The sequence below is a fragment of the Streptomyces sp. NPDC051907 genome (assembly GCF_040681075.1).
Classification (GTDB): Bacteria; Actinomycetota; Actinomycetes; order Streptomycetales; family Streptomycetaceae; genus Streptomyces.
On record NZ_JBFAYB010000001.1, the window covers coordinates 125,108 to 141,413 of the forward strand.

General features: G+C 71.5%; 13 protein-coding genes. 7 read left to right on the forward strand and 6 right to left on the reverse strand.

The window, feature by feature from the left end:
- Window position 1: 1 nt before the first annotated feature.
- Window positions 2-1,432: a 4-hydroxyphenylacetate 3-hydroxylase N-terminal domain-containing protein gene (locus tag AB0M39_RS00490; protein WP_365358522.1), complete on the reverse strand. Its 1,431-nt coding sequence runs from the start codon at window positions 1,430-1,432 to the stop codon at window positions 2-4.
- A gap of 104 nt (window positions 1,433-1,536) precedes the next feature.
- On the reverse strand, window positions 1,537-2,490 hold the full coding sequence (locus AB0M39_RS00495) for an AraC family transcriptional regulator (RefSeq protein ID WP_365358524.1): 954 nt from the start codon (window positions 2,488-2,490) through the stop codon (window positions 1,537-1,539).
- A 118-nt stretch (window positions 2,491-2,608) separates the two neighbouring features.
- On the opposite strand from AB0M39_RS00495, the gene AB0M39_RS00500 reads away from it, so the two are divergent.
- The 5 genes from AB0M39_RS00500 (at window position 2,609) to glgB (ending at window position 11,676) form a co-directional block, all read left to right on the forward strand.
- Window positions 2,609-3,541, forward strand: coding sequence for an NmrA family NAD(P)-binding protein (locus AB0M39_RS00500; protein WP_365358526.1), 933 nt, complete (start codon window positions 2,609-2,611; stop codon window positions 3,539-3,541).
- A gap of 527 nt (window positions 3,542-4,068) precedes the next feature.
- Window positions 4,069-6,069 (forward strand): alpha-1,4-glucan--maltose-1-phosphate maltosyltransferase, encoded by a 2,001-nt coding sequence (locus AB0M39_RS00505; RefSeq protein WP_365358809.1) that lies wholly within the window; start codon window positions 4,069-4,071, stop codon window positions 6,067-6,069.
- Window positions 6,066-7,772 (forward strand): maltose alpha-D-glucosyltransferase, encoded by a 1,707-nt coding sequence (treS, locus tag AB0M39_RS00510; RefSeq protein WP_365358528.1) that lies wholly within the window; start codon window positions 6,066-6,068, stop codon window positions 7,770-7,772. The genes AB0M39_RS00505 and treS overlap by 4 nt, the downstream gene beginning before the upstream one ends.
- A gap of 174 nt (window positions 7,773-7,946) precedes the next feature.
- On the forward strand, window positions 7,947-9,326 hold the full coding sequence (locus AB0M39_RS00515; protein ID WP_365358530.1) for a maltokinase: 1,380 nt from the start codon (window positions 7,947-7,949) through the stop codon (window positions 9,324-9,326).
- A gap of 139 nt (window positions 9,327-9,465) precedes the next feature.
- Entirely contained in the window at window positions 9,466-11,676 is a 2,211-nt protein-coding gene (gene glgB / locus AB0M39_RS00520) for a 1,4-alpha-glucan branching enzyme (RefSeq protein ID WP_365358811.1), read from the forward strand.
- Between the two features lie 102 nt (window positions 11,677-11,778).
- Here glgB and AB0M39_RS00525 read toward each other — a convergent pair whose 3' ends face one another.
- Window positions 11,779-13,755, reverse strand: coding sequence for a UvrD-helicase domain-containing protein (locus tag AB0M39_RS00525; protein ID WP_365358532.1), 1,977 nt, complete (start codon window positions 13,753-13,755; stop codon window positions 11,779-11,781).
- A gap of 18 nt (window positions 13,756-13,773) precedes the next feature.
- On the opposite strand from AB0M39_RS00525, the gene AB0M39_RS00530 reads away from it, so the two are divergent.
- The gene (locus AB0M39_RS00530; RefSeq protein ID WP_365358534.1) at window positions 13,774-14,016 is read left to right on the forward strand and encodes a hypothetical protein; all 243 of its coding nucleotides are present in this window, start codon (window positions 13,774-13,776) and stop codon (window positions 14,014-14,016) included.
- Window positions 14,017-14,207: 191 nt separating this feature from the next.
- Window positions 14,208-14,867 (forward strand): class I SAM-dependent methyltransferase, encoded by a 660-nt coding sequence (locus tag AB0M39_RS00535; RefSeq protein ID WP_365358536.1) that lies wholly within the window; start codon window positions 14,208-14,210, stop codon window positions 14,865-14,867.
- A 71-nt stretch (window positions 14,868-14,938) separates the two neighbouring features.
- Here AB0M39_RS00535 and trxA read toward each other — a convergent pair whose 3' ends face one another.
- The 3 genes from trxA to AB0M39_RS00550 all read right to left on the reverse strand — a co-directional run bounded on the left by trxA (window position 14,939) and on the right by AB0M39_RS00550 (window position 16,271).
- The gene (gene trxA / locus AB0M39_RS00540) at window positions 14,939-15,271 is read right to left on the reverse strand and encodes a thioredoxin (RefSeq protein ID WP_365358538.1); all 333 of its coding nucleotides are present in this window, start codon (window positions 15,269-15,271) and stop codon (window positions 14,939-14,941) included.
- Window positions 15,272-15,274: 3 nt separating this feature from the next.
- Window positions 15,275-15,667, reverse strand: coding sequence for a MerR family transcriptional regulator (locus AB0M39_RS00545; protein WP_365358540.1), 393 nt, complete (start codon window positions 15,665-15,667; stop codon window positions 15,275-15,277).
- Between the two features lie 79 nt (window positions 15,668-15,746).
- Complete coding sequence (locus AB0M39_RS00550; RefSeq protein ID WP_365358542.1) at window positions 15,747-16,271, reverse strand: Lrp/AsnC family transcriptional regulator; 525 nt, start codon at window positions 16,269-16,271, stop codon at window positions 15,747-15,749.
- Between the last annotated feature and the right edge of the window lie 35 nt (window positions 16,272-16,306).

Below are 16,306 nucleotides of genomic sequence, written 5' to 3' on the forward strand. Positions count from 1 at the left end.
GTCACTTGCCGGTCTCCAGGCCGTATCCGTCGAGACACGCCTGGGCCAGGCTCTCGCAGTTCTCCGCGCCGCCCGCCCAGGTCTGCATGGTCAGATACACGTGCGGGGCGCCGTGGTAGAAGCGCTCGTACTGCTCGTGGCGCGCGGCGAACTCCGAGCCGAGCGCGTCCCAGGCCAGTTTGAGGAGCTTGATCCGGTCCTCGGCCGACGCGCCCGGCGAGCGCAGGTACTTGCCGACGACCGGCCCGAGGTCGGGGTGGAGCAGGTCCTCGGCCGACGCGGGCAGCTGGATGATCGAGCCGCCCGCCAGCTGCTTGATCTCCTGGACGGCGCGCGGGTAGAGCTCGCCGGCCATGATGCGCTGGGCGAAGGAGATCTCCGTGCCGGGCGCGACGCCGCCGCGCCCGCCGTCGACCTGTTCGTACGACGCCTCGGCGCCCAGCACGAACGCCTTGGCCTGCGCGACCATGCCGAGCAGCCGCCCCACCGCCTGGGTGACGGGCGGCAGCTCGTAGGCGCCGGAGGTGCGGGTCATCAGGATGGCGAGGCCCGCGAGGAACTCCAGCTTCGTCCAGAAGCGGGTGGCCGCCTGGTGCACGAAGTGGAGGTAGGCCGGGGTCTGCCACCACATCGCGGCGGTCGCCTCGACGTTGCGGTAGGTCAGCACCCGCTCCCAGGGCACGAAGACGTCCTCGCAGACGAGCAGCGCGTCGTTCTCGTCGAAGCGGGAGGAGAGCGGGTTGTCGAAGACCCCGCGCGCCTGGGCCTCGTAGGAGGTGCGCGAGACGAACTTCAGCCCCGGCGTGTCCGTCGGGATCGAGAAGCACAGGGCGTGGTCGACGTCGTCGGCGGCGAGCGGCTCGATCGTGCCGACGATCACCTCGTCGGAGAAGACCGCGCCGGTGCCGATCATCTTGGCCCCGCGGACCACGATCCCGCCGTCCTTCTCCGTCACGACCCGTACGACGAGGTCGTCGTCGCCCGTGCCGGAGGCCGGGTTGGTGATGGTGAAGGAGCAGTAGAGATCGGATTCGGCCAGCCGGCGGTGGTACGCGACGGCGTTGGCCGCGCCGTCGAAGGAGTCGGTCGTGAAGATCTGCGGCACGGCGGCGAAGGCGGCCGCGCCGCCGGCCATGTAGTCGGGCGTACGGCCCAGGAACCCGAAGCTCGACTCCGCCCACACCTTGTAGGCCGCTCGCCGGGCCACCAGGTCCTCGTACGACCTGGGCACGGCGAACGCCCGGTGGACGCCCCCCGAGACGAGCACGTCGCGGTGCTCGGAATCGTGCGCGAGATCGTAGAGCCGGGCTATGGAAGCCGCGGTGTTGCGGAAGGCGGTATGGCTGGTCACGTCCTTGACGCGCTCGCCGTCGAGCCACACCTCGCGCCCGTCACGAAGGGCTTCGAGGTAATCCCGGCCAGACCTGGTCAACGTCTCTCCTCATACGGAATGTCCCCCGACACAGCGAGCCTCGCTCCAGCTGCGGACACAGGGCAATGAACGACCGTCCAGCGGTCATTAAGAACCGGCCAGTTCTATGCGGCCGACGGCCCTTTGGTGCGGTACTCGCCCGGCGTCATGCCGAACCACTTCCGAAAGGCCAGATGGAAGCCGACCGCGCTCTGGTACCCGACGCGCTCGGGCACGGCCGACTGCGGCAGCGAGGTCTCGGCCAGCAGCCGGGCCGCCTCCTGCATCCGCCGGCCCGTCAGATGCCGGGCGGGCGCCTCGCCGACCAGCTCCCGGAAGGCGGCGGTGAAGGCCGAGCGGGACATGCCGACCTCGCGGGCGAGCGACTCGATGGTCCACGGGTCGGCGAACCGGGTCGCGATGATCACCATCGCCTTGCTGATGCCGGGGTGGCGCAGCACCGGCAGCGAGGCGGGGTTGTCGGCGAGCTCCCGCAGCAGCGGGCGGAGCGCCAGCACCAGCGCCATCTCGAAGGCGCGCAGGGTGATGAGCCGGTCGCCGGGTCCCACGGGCCGGTCGGTGGTGGCGAGCAGCCGCAGCATGTCGCGGAGCAGCGGCTCCTTGTCGACCTGGGAGGCGTCCAGCACCAGGGCCCAGGGCAGCGCCTTGTACAGGTGGGTGGCTGCGCTCGCGTCGTAGTGCAGTCCCGCGCACAGCAGCCGGCTCACCGGGCCCCCGCCGTCGATCCGGATCTCGCCGGAGGTGCCGGGCACGCGTTCGGGCAGCACGGCGGCGAGCGCCACGCCGCGCCGGTCGGGACGGTCGGCGAGCCGGTGCGCGGTGCCGGTGGGGAAGAGCGCGAGATCCCCCTCGCACAGCTCCAGCGGCGTCTGTCCCTCTCCGGTGATCCAGCAGCCGCCCTGGGTGATGAAGTGCAGGACGGCGCAGCTCTGTTCCGCGTCGCCCTCGATGGCCCAGGGCGCGCTGACATGCCAGCGGCTGTCGAAGACACCGGTGAGGCGCAGGGGTTTGAGGAGTTCGCTGAGGAGATCGTCGCCTTCGACATCGTTGGGTCCCATTGGACGATCCTTCAACCTCCGCCCCGGTTTGTTAATTGATCGGCCGAAGCCGCCGCCGCGAGCCTGGAGGAGCCGTTCACGGCAGCAGCCTCACCCTATCGAAGGGCTCTTCAGACACATGTCCGATCACATTCCGATGCGCGTGGCGGTCGTGGGGGCGACCGGGTTCCAGGGCGGGGCTACGGCCCGGCTGCTGGCCGAGCGGAATCACCGCGTCCGCACACTGAGCCGCAAGACTCAGGCGGACCGTCCGGAGCTGCTGCCGGGCGTCTCCGTGGCCGGGGGCGACCTCGGCCGGCTGGAGGACGTGCAGCAGCTCTTCGAGGGGGCCACCCACGCCGCGGTGGTGCTGCCGCTGGTGTACGAGGCCGAGAAGGTCATGACGTACGCCCAGCACATCGCGAAGGCGGCCCGCGAGAGCAGGGTGCGCCGGCTGGTCTACAACGCCAACACCCGGGTGCCCTCGCGCACCACGAACGTGGCGGCCTTCGAGACCCGCAGGCTCGCCGAGACGGTGCTGCGCGAGGGGCTGGCGCAGAGCGACGTGGAGCTGGTGGTGGTGCGCCCGCCGGTGTACCTGGACAACCTGTTCAGCCCGTGGAACGGCCCGGCGCTGGTGAACGAGGGCGTGCTCGCCTATCCGCTGCCCGCCGACGCGCCGACCGCGTGGCTCTCCCACCACGATCTGGCGGAGGCGGTCTACGCGGCTCTGACGGTGGACGGGGTGGCCGGCCGCACGTTCGACATCGGCGGCGAGCAGTCCCTGACGGGCCGTGAGCTGGCGGCGGCTTTCAGCCAGGGCCTCGGCCGGGAGATCCGCTATGCGCCGCTGGAGCCGCTCGCCTTCGAGCGGGGGCTGGCCCAGATCCTCGGCGCGCCGACGGCCGCCGGGGTGGCGGGGATCTACCACTACATGGCGAGCGGCTATGAGCCCGCTCTGATGGCGGGCGACGGCGGCGAGTCGGCGGAGGCGCTGTCGCTGAAGCCGGCGCCCGTGGAGGAGTGGGCCGCCAGTCAGCCGTGGCAGATCTGGGCGGGTGAGCAGGCATGAGAAGGCGTACGCACCAGGGCGAGCGCCCGCGCGGCGCCGAGCCCAGCTGGGGCGGCTGAGCCCCCGGAGGCATAAGAGGCCACAGAGGCCCGCACAGCCCCGCACAGCCCCGCCGAGCAGCACCGAGCAGCACCGAGCAGCACCGAGACCCGCCGAACACCGCACTGAACTGCCGAGACCGGCCCCGTCACGACGACGGGGCCGGTCTCTCGTCGTCCCGGCAAGCACTTCTCCCCGTCCCGCGACTCTTGCGCGAGCTCCTACGTCCGAGTAGTTAACAAACCGCCGGATTGCCCACCCGAGGACCGGGGGAAGGCTCCCCCGGTACGCATGCGATCGCACGCTTCTCAAACAGAGTCTCCGCACATTCTTTCCGCCCACCCGAGTGAACGCGGACAGGAGCGGCCATGCCCACAGCACGCCAGTCGCAGACTGAGCAGCTACAAAGAACACCAAAACCACGTAAAAAGGCTCAACGGCCTCAATCCGTCCTGCCCGCACAGCCCTCAGGTGATCTCGTGAATCCGCTGATCGGTCGCATCCCCGTCCTGGACGTCCACCCTCAAGTCGACTGCGGCAGACGTCCCGCCAAGGCGGTGGTCGGCGAGACCTTCCAGGTCACCGCCACCGTCTTCCGCGAAGGCCATGACGCCGTGGCCGCCGAGGTCGTGCTGCGCGACCCCAGCGGCCGCCCCGGCCCGTACACCCCGATGCGCGAGCTCTCCCCGGGCAGCGACCGCTGGGGCGCTCGTGTCGCCCCGACCTCCGAGGGCCGCTGGACGTACGCCGTCGAGGCCTGGAGCGACCCGGTCGCCACCTGGCGGCACAGCGCGCAGATCAAGATCCCGGCCGGGATCGACACGGCGCTCGTCCTCGCCGAGGGCGCGGAGCTGTACGAGCGCGCCGCGGCCGGCGTCCCCAAGAACGACGGGCGCGAGGCCGTGCTCGCCGCGGTGGACGCGCTGCGCGACGCGAAGCGCCCGGCCGCCGCCCGGCTCGCCGCCGCGCTCGCGCCCGACGCCGCCGCCGCGCTCGCCCGCTGTCCGCTGCGCGAACTGGTCAGCTCCTCGGAGCCGTTGCCGCTGCTGGTGGAGCGCAAGCGCGCGCTGTTCGGCTCCTGGTACGAGCTCTTCCCGCGCTCCGAGGGCGCGGTCGTCGCCGAGGGCGAGCCGCCCGTGTCCGGCACCCTGCGCACCGCCGCCGAGCGGCTGCCCGCCATCGCCGCGATGGGCTTCGACGTCGTCTATCTGCCGCCCGTCCACCCGATCGGGACCACCCATCGCAAGGGCCCCGACAACAGCCTCTCCGCGGGCCCCGACGACGTCGGCGTCCCCTGGGCCATCGGCTCGCCCGACGGCGGCCACGACGCACTCCACCCCGGCCTCGGCACGCTCGACGACTTCGACCACTTCGTCACCGCGGCCCGCTCCCTGCGGATGGAGGTCGCGCTCGACTTCGCGCTCCAGTGCTCCCCCGACCACCCCTGGGTGAGCGAGCACCCCGAGTGGTTCCACCACCGCGTCGACGGCTCGATCGCCTACGCCGAGAACCCGCCGAAGAAGTACCAGGACATCTATCCGATCGCCTTCGACCGCGACATGCCGGGCCTGGTGGCCGAGACCGTACGCGTCCTGCGCTTCTGGATGGACCACGGTGTGCGCGTCTTCCGCGTCGACAACCCGCACACCAAGCCGGTCGTCTTCTGGGAGAAGGTGATCGCCGAGGTGAACGGCGCCGACCCGGACGTGATCTTCCTGGCCGAGGCGTTCACCCGGCCGGCCATGATGCACACCCTCGCGGCGGTCGGCTTCCAGCAGTCGTACACGTACTTCACCTGGCGCAACACCAAGCAGGAGCTCACGGAGTACCTCACCGAGCTCGCGGGCGCGTCCGCCGCCTGCATGCGGCCGAACTTCTTCGTGAACACGCCCGACATCCTGCACGCCTACCTCCAGAAGGGCGGCCGTCCCGCGTTCGAGGCGCGGGCGGTGCTCGCGGCGACCATGTCCCCGTCCTGGGGCGTCTACGCCGGGTACGAACTATGCGAGAACACCCCCCTGCGCGAGGGCAGCGAGGAGTACCTTCACTCGGAGAAGTACCAACTGCGCCCGCGTGACTGGGAGTCGGCCGAGCGTGAGGGGCGCACCATCGCGCCCCTGATCACCGCCCTCAACCGGATCAGGCGCCGCCATCCTGCCCTCCAGCAGCTGCGCGACGTCCGCTTCCACGACACGGACAACGACGCGGTGATCGCGTACTCCAAGACAGCGCAGGGCGCCGCGGGCTCGAACACCGTGATCGTGATCGTCAACCTCGACCCCCACCACACCCAGGAGGCGACGGTCTCGTTGGACATGCCGTACCTCGGCCTCGAATGGCACGAGAGCGCACCGGTGCGCGACGAGCTCACCGGCGAGACCTATCACTGGGGCAGGGCCAACTATGTGCGCCTCGAGCCGGGCGTCACGCCCGCGCACATCCTCGTTCTGCGACCGTCCCCGCCGATCGGAGGGTCACCCACATCATGATCGTCAATGAGCCCGTCCACGACACGTTCGAGGACACTCCCGCCAAGGACCGAGATCCCGACTGGTTCAAGCGGGCGGTCTTCTACGAAGTCCTGGTGCGGTCCTTCCAGGACAGCAACGGCGACGGCATCGGCGACCTCAAGGGCATCACCGCCAAACTCGACTATCTGCAGTGGCTGGGCGTCGACTGCCTGTGGCTGCCGCCGTTCTTCAAGTCCCCTCTGCGGGACGGCGGTTACGACGTGGCCGACTACACGGCCGTGCTGCCGGAGTTCGGCGATCTCGCCGACTTCGTCGAGTTCGTCGACGCCGCGCACCAGCGCGGCATGCGCGTGATCATCGACTTCGTGATGAACCACACGAGCGACCAGCATCCGTGGTTCCTCCAGTCCCGCAGCGATCCCGACGGACCGTACGGCGACTACTACGTCTGGGCCGACGACGACAAGCAGTTCCAGGACGCCCGGATCATCTTCGTCGACACCGAGACGTCCAACTGGACCTTCGACCCGGTGCGCAAGCAGTACTTCTTCCACCGGTTCTTCTCCCACCAGCCGGATCTCAACTACGAGAACCCGACGGTGCAGGAGGAGATCGTCTCGGCGCTGCGGTTCTGGCTGGACCTCGGCATCGACGGGTTCCGGCTGGACGCGGTGCCCTATCTGTACAAGGAGGAGGGCAGCAACTGCGAGAACCTCCCCGCCACCCACAGCTTCCTCAAGCGGGTGCGCAAGGAGATCGACGCGCACTACCCCGACACGGTGCTCCTCGCCGAGGCCAACCAGTGGCCGGAGGACGTCGTCGACTACTTCGGCGACTACGCGGCCGGCGGCGACGAGTGCCACATGGCGTTCCACTTCCCGGTGATGCCGCGCATCTTCATGGCGGTGCGGCGGGAGTCCCGCTACCCGGTCTCGGAAATCCTGGCCAAGACCCCGGCGATCCCGAAGAACTGCCAGTGGGGCATCTTCCTGCGCAACCACGACGAGCTGACGCTCGAGATGGTCACCGACGAAGAGCGCGACTACATGTACGCGGAGTACGCCAAGGACCCGCGGATGCGGGCCAACATCGGCATCCGCCGCCGTCTCGCCCCGCTGCTGGACAACGACCGCAACCAGATCGAGCTGTTCACCGCGCTGCTGCTGTCGCTGCCCGGCTCGCCGATTCTGTACTACGGCGACGAGATCGGGATGGGCGACAACATCTGGCTCGGCGACCGGGACGCCGTGCGCACCCCGATGCAGTGGACGCCCGACCGGAACGCCGGATTCTCCTCCAGCGACCCCGGCCGGCTCTATCTGCCCACCATCATGGATCCGGTCTACGGCTACCAGGTCACCAACGTCGAGGCGTCGATGTCCTCGCCGTCCTCGCTGCTGCACTGGACCCGGCGGATGATCGAGATCCGGAAGCAGAATCCCGCCTTCGGCCTCGGCTCGTACACGGAGCTGCCGTCGTCGAACCCCGCGGTGATCGCGTTCCTGCGCGAGTACAAGGACGATCTGGTGCTCTGTGTGAACAACTTCTCGCGGTTCGCACAGCCCACCGAACTCGATCTGCGGACCTTCAGCGGACGCCACCCGGTGGAGCTGATCGGCGGGGTGAAGTTCCCGGCCATCGGCCAGTGGCCGTACTTGCTGACGCTGGCGGGTCACGGCTTCTACTGGTTCCGGCTCAGGAGGGACGCCTCCGCGAGCTGACGCCGACGGCGCCGTGTCGATGGCGAGGCGCCTCCCGCGGGGCGGTTTCCACCGCCCCGCACAGGGCACTCTCCCCGTCATCCCCGCGCGCCGCCGGACAGCCACTGCTGTAATCCGGGACACTCTGCGCATTCAGCGTCATTGGAGTGCATCTCGGGGAAAGGACGCGATGCCATGTCGGAGGCTGCATCCACCCGGACCCCCCTCGCTCTTCTCCCGTCCCTCGCTCCGCTCCTGCACGAATGGCTCCCCAGACAACGCTGGTTCGCCGGCAAGGGCCGGCCGCTCACCGGCTTCTCCCTCGTCTCGGCGACCGAACTGCTGCCCCTCGACGGCCCCGGACCGGGCCTGCTCCACCTGCTCGTACGCGTGGCACAGCCCGGACTCGCCCCGCGCTCCGGACACGACTGCTACCAACTGCTCCTCGGCGTACGCCGGACGCTGCCGCCGCGGCTCGCGCCCGCGCTGATCGGCCATCTGACCCACGGCCCGCTCGCCGGCCGCACGCTCTACGAGGGGCTGCACGATCCGCGCCTGGCCGAGCTGATCCTGGAGCGGCTGCGCACGCCCGGCGCGCTCGGGCCGCTCCGCTTCGACCGGCTCGCCAAGGAGCCGGCCATCCCCGGCGGGCTCGTCGCCCGCCCGCTGGAGGCCGAGCAGTCCAACTCCTCCCTGGTGTACGGGGACCGGTACATCCTGAAGTTCTTCCGGCGCGTCCACGCGGGCCCCAACCCCGATCTGGAGCTGCCGCTGGCGCTGGCCAGGGCGGGCTGCGGGCGGGTGCCCGCGCCGGTCGCCTGGTACGAGGCGACCGTGCCCGAGCCGTTCACGCTGGGCGTGCTCCAGCCGTTCCTGAGCGGCTCCACGGACGGCTGGCTGCTGGCGCTGGACTCGCTGGCCGGCGGGCGCGGCTTCGCCGACGAGGCCCGCGCGCTGGGCCGGGTCACCGCCGAGGTCCACACGGCGCTGGCCGAGACGCTGCCCACGGTGACGCTCGGCCGGGCGCAGAGCGAGCAGCTGGCCGCCGCGATGGCCGAGCGGCTGGACGCGGCGGCGCAGGCGGTGCCCGCGCTGGTCCCGCACGCGAGCGCGCTGCGGGCCGCCTTCGACGCGATCGCCGCGCTCGGCAGGCGCGGCCGGGCCTGGCGGGCGCAGCGGGTGCACGGCGACCTGCATCTCGGACAGACGCTGCGCGGCTCCCGCGGGGACGGCCACTGGTCGGTGATCGACTTCGAGGGCGAGCCCGCGCGTCCCCTCGCCGAGCGCCGCCGACCGCAGCCGCCGGTGCGGGACGTCGCCGGAATGCTCCGCTCCTTCGACTACGCGGCCCGCACCCACCGCCCCTGGAACCCGGCGTGGGCGGACCGCTGCCGTACCGCGTACTGCGAGGGCTACACCGAGGTCTGCGGCGACGATCCGCGCGCGGAGCCCGAGCTGCTGCGCGCGTACGAGACGGACAAGGCCGTCTACGAGGTCGTGTACGAGGCCCGGCACCGGCCCGACTGGCTGCCGGTCCCGATGGCGGCGATCGAACGTCTGGCCGCTCTCAGCTGATCCCCCCACCGCCCAAGGAGGCCGCCCCGTGACCGCCCGCCCTACCCCCCGTGACTCCATCGATCCCGCGGCCAAGACCGGCGCCCGCACCAAGAAGCCGGCGGCCGCGCCCAAGCCGCGCGCCGGCGGCAGCCACGGCGTGCGGGCCGCGCTGCCGCTCGCGGACGGGGACCGGGAGCGGCTGCTCGCCGGCGCCCATCACGACCCGCACGCCGTGCTCGGCGCCCATCTGGTGCGCGGCGGCCTGGAGCTGCGCGTGCTGCGCCCCTTCGCGCGGGCGGTGACCGTGCTGGCCAAGGGGCTGCGGGCCGAGCTGCACGAGGACGGCGGCGGCTTCTTCTCCGGTGTGCTGCCGCTGCGCACGGTCCCGGAGTACCAGCTGCTCGTCGCGTACGACGGCGAGGAGGGCGAGGGGACGCACGAGATCGAGGTCCACGATCCGTACCGCTTCCTGCCCGCCCTCGGCGACCTCGATCTCCATCTGATCGGCGAGGGCCGCCACGAGGAGCTGTGGAAGGCGCTCGGCGCGCACCCGATGGTCCACCAGGGCGTCACGGGGACCCGGTTCACGCTCTGGGCGCCCAACGCGCGCGGGGTGCGCGTCGCCGGCGACTTCAACTACTGGGACGGCGTCGGCCACCCCATGCGCTCGCTCGGCTCGACGGGCGTGTGGGAGCTGTTCCTGCCGGGCGTCGGCGAGGGCGCGCTCTACAAGTTCGACGTCACCCGCCCCGACGGCAGCCACACCCTGCGCGCCGACCCGATGGCCCGGCGCACCGAGGTGCCGCCGGCCAACGCGTCGATCGTGACGGAGTCCCACCATGTGTGGCACGACGCGGACTGGATGGCCCGCCGGGGCGAGCTCCCGGTGCACGAGGCGCCGTTCTCCGTCTACGAGGTGCATCTGCCGTCCTGGCGCCCCGGCCTCAGCTACCGCCAGCTGGCGGCCCAACTGCCCACGTACGTGAAGGACTTGGGCTTCACCCATGTGGAGCTGATGCCGGTCGCCGAGCACCCCTTCGGCGGCTCCTGGGGCTACCAGGTCACCGGCTTCTACGCCCCGACCTCCCGGATGGGCACGCCCGACGACTTCCGCTTCCTGGTCGACGCCCTGCACCGGGCGGGCATCGGGGTGCTGGTGGACTGGGTGCCCGCGCACTTCCCGAAGGACGACTGGGCGCTCGCGGAGTTCGACGGCCGCCCGCTGTACGAGCACGAGGACCCGGCCCGGGCGGCGCACCCCGACTGGGGCACCCTCGAGTTCGACTACGGCCGCAAGGAGGTGCGCAACTTCCTCGTCGCCAACGCGGTGTACTGGTGCGAGGAGTTCCACATCGACGGGCTGCGGGTCGACGCGGTCGCCTCGATGCTCTACCTCGACTACTCCCGCGAGCAGGGCGAGTGGTCGCCGAACGAGAACGGCGGCCGGGAGAACCTGGACGCCGTCGCCTTCCTCCAGGAGATGAACGCCACCGTCTACCGGCGCTGCCCGGGCGTGGTCACCGTCGCCGAGGAGTCCACCGCCTGGGACGGCGTCACCCGCGCCACCCACCATGTGGGCCCGGGCGGCTTCGGCGGCCTCGGCTTCGGCCTGAAGTGGAACATGGGCTGGATGCACGACTCGCTGGAGTACGCGTCGCACGAGCCGGTGCACCGCAAGTTCCACCACAACGAGATGACCTTCTCGATGGTGTACGCCTACAGCGAGAACTATGTGCTGCCGATCTCGCACGACGAGGTGGTGCACGGCAAGCGGTCCCTGGTGAGCAAGATGCCCGGCGACTGGTGGCAGCAGCGGGCCAACCACCGCGCGTATCTGGGCTTCATGTGGGCCCACCCCGGCAAGCAGCTGCTGTTCATGGGGCAGGAGTTCGCGCAGGGCGCGGAGTGGTCGGAGGGCCACGGGCCGGACTGGTGGCTGCTCGACCCGTCGTACGCGGCGGAGCCGGACCACCGGGGCGTACGGGACCTGGTCCGCGAGCTGAACACGGTCTACGCGGCCACCCCGGCGCTGTGGCAGCGGGACACCGACCCGGGCGGCTTCGCCTGGGTGGACGGCGAGGCGGCGGAGGACAACGTCTTCGCGTTCCTGCGGTTCGACGCGCTGGGCGCGCCGCTGCTGGCGGTGAGCAACTTCTCGCCGGTGGTGCGCCATGAGTACCGGCTGGGCGTCCCGGAGTCGTCCACCGCGTGGGCGGAGGTGCTCAACACGGACGCGGCGCGCTTCGGCGGGGGCGACGTGCTGAACGAGGAGCCGCTGAAGCCGGAGTCGACTCCGGCGCACGGGCGGGCGACGAGCGTGCAGCTGACCCTGCCGCCGCTGGCGACGCTGTGGCTGCGGCCCGCGTGAGCGCGGGCCGCTGAGAACCCCTCCCCGAGGCGCCGCGGGCGCCGCGGACGCCGGCCGGTTCGAGCATGCCCGTCCGGCGTCTGGGGTTCCGCGTCCGCTCGCTCAGTCGCCTGGGGCCGTACGCACCACGCCCAGACGCTGGGTGGCGCGGGTGAGGGCGACGTAGAGGTCGTTCGGCGCCATCCGGTCGGGCTCGACGACCAGCACGGTGTCGAACTCGAGCCCCTTGGCCTCGCGCGGGTCGAGCAGGACGACCGGACGGGACAGGTCCACCGGGCCGCCGTCCCCGCGCAGGCTCCGCAGCCGGGGGTGCAGCTCGCGCGGGGCGATCACGGCGAGCCGCCCCTCGTCCGGCGTCTCGGCGGCGGCCAGCGCGGGGACCTCGCCCAGCGGCAGCGTGCGCTCCCACGGCGGCACGCCCGTCGAGCGGATGGAGCGCGGCGGCTCGAACCCCGGGTCCGTCGTCCGCCGCAGACCGGCCGCGTACTCCATGACCTCGGCGGGCGTGCGGTAGTTGACGCCGAGCCGGGCAAGCTCCCAGCGGTCGCCGACGTACGGCGCGAGGATCTCCTCCCACGACCCGCAGCCGGCCACGTCTCCCGTCTGCGCCGGATCGCCCACCAGGGTCATCGAACGGGTCGGGCAGCGCCGCATCAGCAGCCGCCACGCCATGGCGGACAGCTCCTGCGCCTCGTCGACGATGATGTGCCCGAACGCCCACGTCCGGTCGGCCGCGGCGCGGGCGGCGGCGCTGCGGTGGTCGGCCTCCTCGTGGCGATCGGCCATCCGCTCGGCGTCGATGATGTCGTGCGCGGCGAGGACTTCGGACTCCTCGTCCTCGAACTCGTACGTCTTGGAGCCCTCGGAGAGCTCCAGCACGCCCTGTGCGTAGGCGATCCGCTGCTGGCGGTCGGCCTCCTCGGCGGCGCGCTGCGCGCTGTCGTCGACGCCGAGGAGCTCGGCGGCCTCGTCGAGCAGGGGCACGTCGGCGGGGGTCCATGCCGCGGCTCGGTCTGCTCGTCTGATCGTCTGGGCGTCGGCGTCGTCGAGGTACCCGTCGGGCGCGGCGAGGAAGTCGCGGACGAGCTGCTGCGGGGTGAGCGCGGGCCAGAGCTCGTCGATGGCCGCGTGCACCTCGGCGCTGGCGGCGATCTCCTTGCCGAGCATGGCGGCGTCGTCGGGCCCGAGCAGGTTGGGCCCGCCGTAGGGGTCCGCGCCGAGCCGGTCGGTGAGCTGCGCGGTCAGCGCGTCCAGGATCCGGAAGGCGAAGAACGGGCGGGCGAGGTTGTGCGGCAGTCCGGTGGCGCGGGCCCGGTCGCGGGCGTCGTAGGCCATCTCGCGGTCGAGGAGCAGCACTCCGTGGTCGGGGTGGTCGATCTCCAGGGCGGGCCCCGGCAGGGCGCCGCACGCCTCGGGGTCGGTCCGCGGCGCGTGCTCGGGCAGCCGCTGCCGGTCGGTCACGACGCGGGCGAGCACCTCGGCCATGCCGGCTCGGCCCTTGACGGCCGCGGCGGCGGGGGTGTCGGTCCCGGTCGCGTGCACGCCCGGGAAGAGCTCGGACATCGTGGAGAGCAGCACGCCGGTCTCGCCGAGGGAGGGCAGCACCTCGCCGATGTACCCGAGGAAGGCGGGGTTCGGCCCGACGATCAGCACCGCGCGGCGGGCGAGCTGCTCGCGGTGGGCGTACAGCAGATACGCGGCCCGGTGCAGGGCGACCGCGGTCTTCCCGGTGCCGGGCCCGCCCTCGACGACGAGGACCCCGCGCCGCGGGGCGCGGATGACGCGGTCCTGCTCGGCCTGGATGGTCCGCACGATGTCGCCCATCCGCCCGGTGCGCGCGGCCCCGAGCGCGGCGAGCAGCACGGCGTCGGCGTCGTGGTCCTCGTATCCGGTGCGGGTGGCGTCGCCGAGGTCGAGGATCTCGTCGTGGAGCGCGGTGACGGCGCGTGCCTCGGTGGTGATGTGGCGACGGCGGCGCAGACCCATCGGCTCATAGCCGGTGGCGAGGTAAAAGGGGCGCGCGACGGGCGCACGCCAGTCGATGAGAAGGGGCGTGCGCTCCGCGTCGTCCTTGCGCATTCCGATACGCCCGATGTGATGCGTGGCGCCGTCTTCGAGGTCGATGCGACCGAAACAGAGACCGGAGTCGACGGCATTCAACGCGGCGACGTGCCCGGAGTGTTCCGCGACGCTCACATCACGCTCCACACGGGCCTGCAGACCAGTGCTGACCTGCCCGATCGTCGTCTGGACCGCGGCTTCGGCCTGCTCGCGGAGTGCGTCGAGGCGCTCGTAGAGCAGAGAGACGAATTGCTGTTCGTTCCGCAATTCCTCGGTTGACAATTCAGCTCCTGACGCGATATGGTGTCACCAGTGAACTTCTCTATGCCTTTAGTGCATGGGGGCATGGAAACATCCAATATAGCGTGTCGAATACCCCGGCCGTCAAATTCGACGCCGGGGTATTTCTCTGCGCGATCACCCGAGACGGCCCCGTCGGCAGGGGGTGGGGGTGGGTAGGGTGCTGGACCGTGACTGAGCCGGACTTCCTCCAGACGACCCGGGCCTCGTACGACACGGTGGCCGACGACTACGCCGAGCACGCACGCGACATGCTGGCGACCAGGCCGCTGGACCGGGGGATGCTCGACGCGTTCGCCGAGTCGGTGCTGGCCGACGGAGGAGGCCCGGTCGTCGACATCGGGTGCGGGCCGGGGCAGGTGGCGGCGCATCTGGCCGGTCGAGGTCTCTCCGTGTCCGGGATCGACCTCTCGCCGCAGATGATCGCGGCGGCTCGGCGGGACTACCCGGGGCTGCGGTTCGAGGTCGGGTCGATGACGGACCTGGACCTGCCCGACGGCGGCCTCGCCGGCGCCCTGGCCTGGTACTCGACCATCCACCTGCCGACGGAGCTGCTGCCCGGGGTCTTCGCCGAGTTCCACCGCGTGCTGGCGCCGGGCGGGCGTCTGCTCCTCGGCTTCCAGGTCGGCGACGAGCCGAGGCATCGTACGGAGGCGTACGGGAAGGCGCTGTCGCTCGTCTTCCACCGCCGCCGACCGGAGCGGGTCGCCGAGCTGCTGGCCGAGGCGGGGCTCGCCCTCCAGGCCCAGCTGGTGCGCGAGGCGCACGACGACGGCGTGGAGAAGACGCCCCAGGCCTTCCTGCTGGCGGTCAAGGGCGGCAAGCCCTGACGACCGGCGGGTTCAGACGACCGGCAACCCGCCCTGGCGGCCCCCTGCGCTCCGAATCCGCGCGCCGGCCCTCAGATCACGTCCTCCAGCTCCTGGAGGAGCCTGCGCTTGGGGCGGGCGCCGACCATCGACTTCACGGGCTCGCCGTCGCGGAACACCATCAGCGTCGGCATCGACAGGACGCCGTAGCGCACCGTCGTCGCGGGGTTGGCGTCCACATCGATCTGGACGACCCGTATCCGCTCCGACTCCTCGGTCGCGATCTGGGAGAGCACCGGGGCCAGTTGGCGGCAGGGGCCGCACCAGTCCGCCGTGAACTCCACCAGGACCGGGCGGTCCGCTCCCAGGACCGTCGTCTCGAAGTCCGCGTCCGTCGCCGACGGGACTCCCTGTGCCTTGGCCATCTCTCATCCTCCGAGTTCGCAACGTGGTTCCGGGCCGCCCGGCAGCTCCGCCTCGGCTCGGGCGAGCTCCGCCCCGACCTGGGCGCGGACCGACTGCAACTGCGCGATCAGCGAGTCCAGTTCGGTGAGCTTGGTGCGGTAGACGGCGAGCGAGGCGGGGCACGAGTCGCCCGCGGGATGGCCCGCGCGCAGACACTCGACGAAGGGGCGGGTGTCCTCCAGGTCGAACCCGAAGTCCTGAAGGGTCCGGATCTGGAGGAGCAGCCGGAGGTCGTCCTCGTCGTAGGCGCGGTAGCCGTTCACCGCGCGGCGGGCGGGCAGGAGCCCGCGGGACTCGTAGTAGCGCAGAGTCCGCGTCGTCACCCCGGCCCGCTCGGCCAGCTCCCCGATTCGCATGCCGCCGACGGTAGTCCTTGACGCCGACGTCAAGGCAACCGCACGAGGCGACGCCGGAGCCCGAGGCGCCAGGAGGCGCTCAGCCGTGCGTCGCCGGCAGCAGCGGCTTCCGCTCCAGCGGCGAGGTGAGCACGATAGACGTCGTCGTGCGCCCCAACGCCGACACCTGCTCCAGCACGTCCTCGAGATGGACCGTGTCCGTCACCGCGACCTTGAGGATCCAGCAGTCCTCGCCCACCACATGGTGCGCCTCGATCACCTCGGGCCGCGCCAGCAGCTCCAGCGTCCGCGGATGCCTGAGGTTGTAGCCGCCGTGCGGATTGACCCGGATGAACGCCTGGATGCCGTAGCCGAGCCGGGCGGCGCAGACATGGGCGCCGTAGCCGGTGATCGCGCCGCACGACTCGAGGCGGCGGACCCGCTCGGTCACCGCCGCCGGGCTCAGCCGGACCCGGCGGCCCAGCTCGCTCAACTTGATGCGGCCGTCGCTCTGGACGAGCTCCAGAATCTGCCGGTCCACGGCGTCGAAAGCACTCGCCGTCGTTTCGTTGGCAGCGGCGCGCAGATGCCGTGGTTCTTTCGGCGCGGCGGCTTGATCTCCCATGACTCCCCCTTCAGGACTGAGCCCGTCAACGTAAC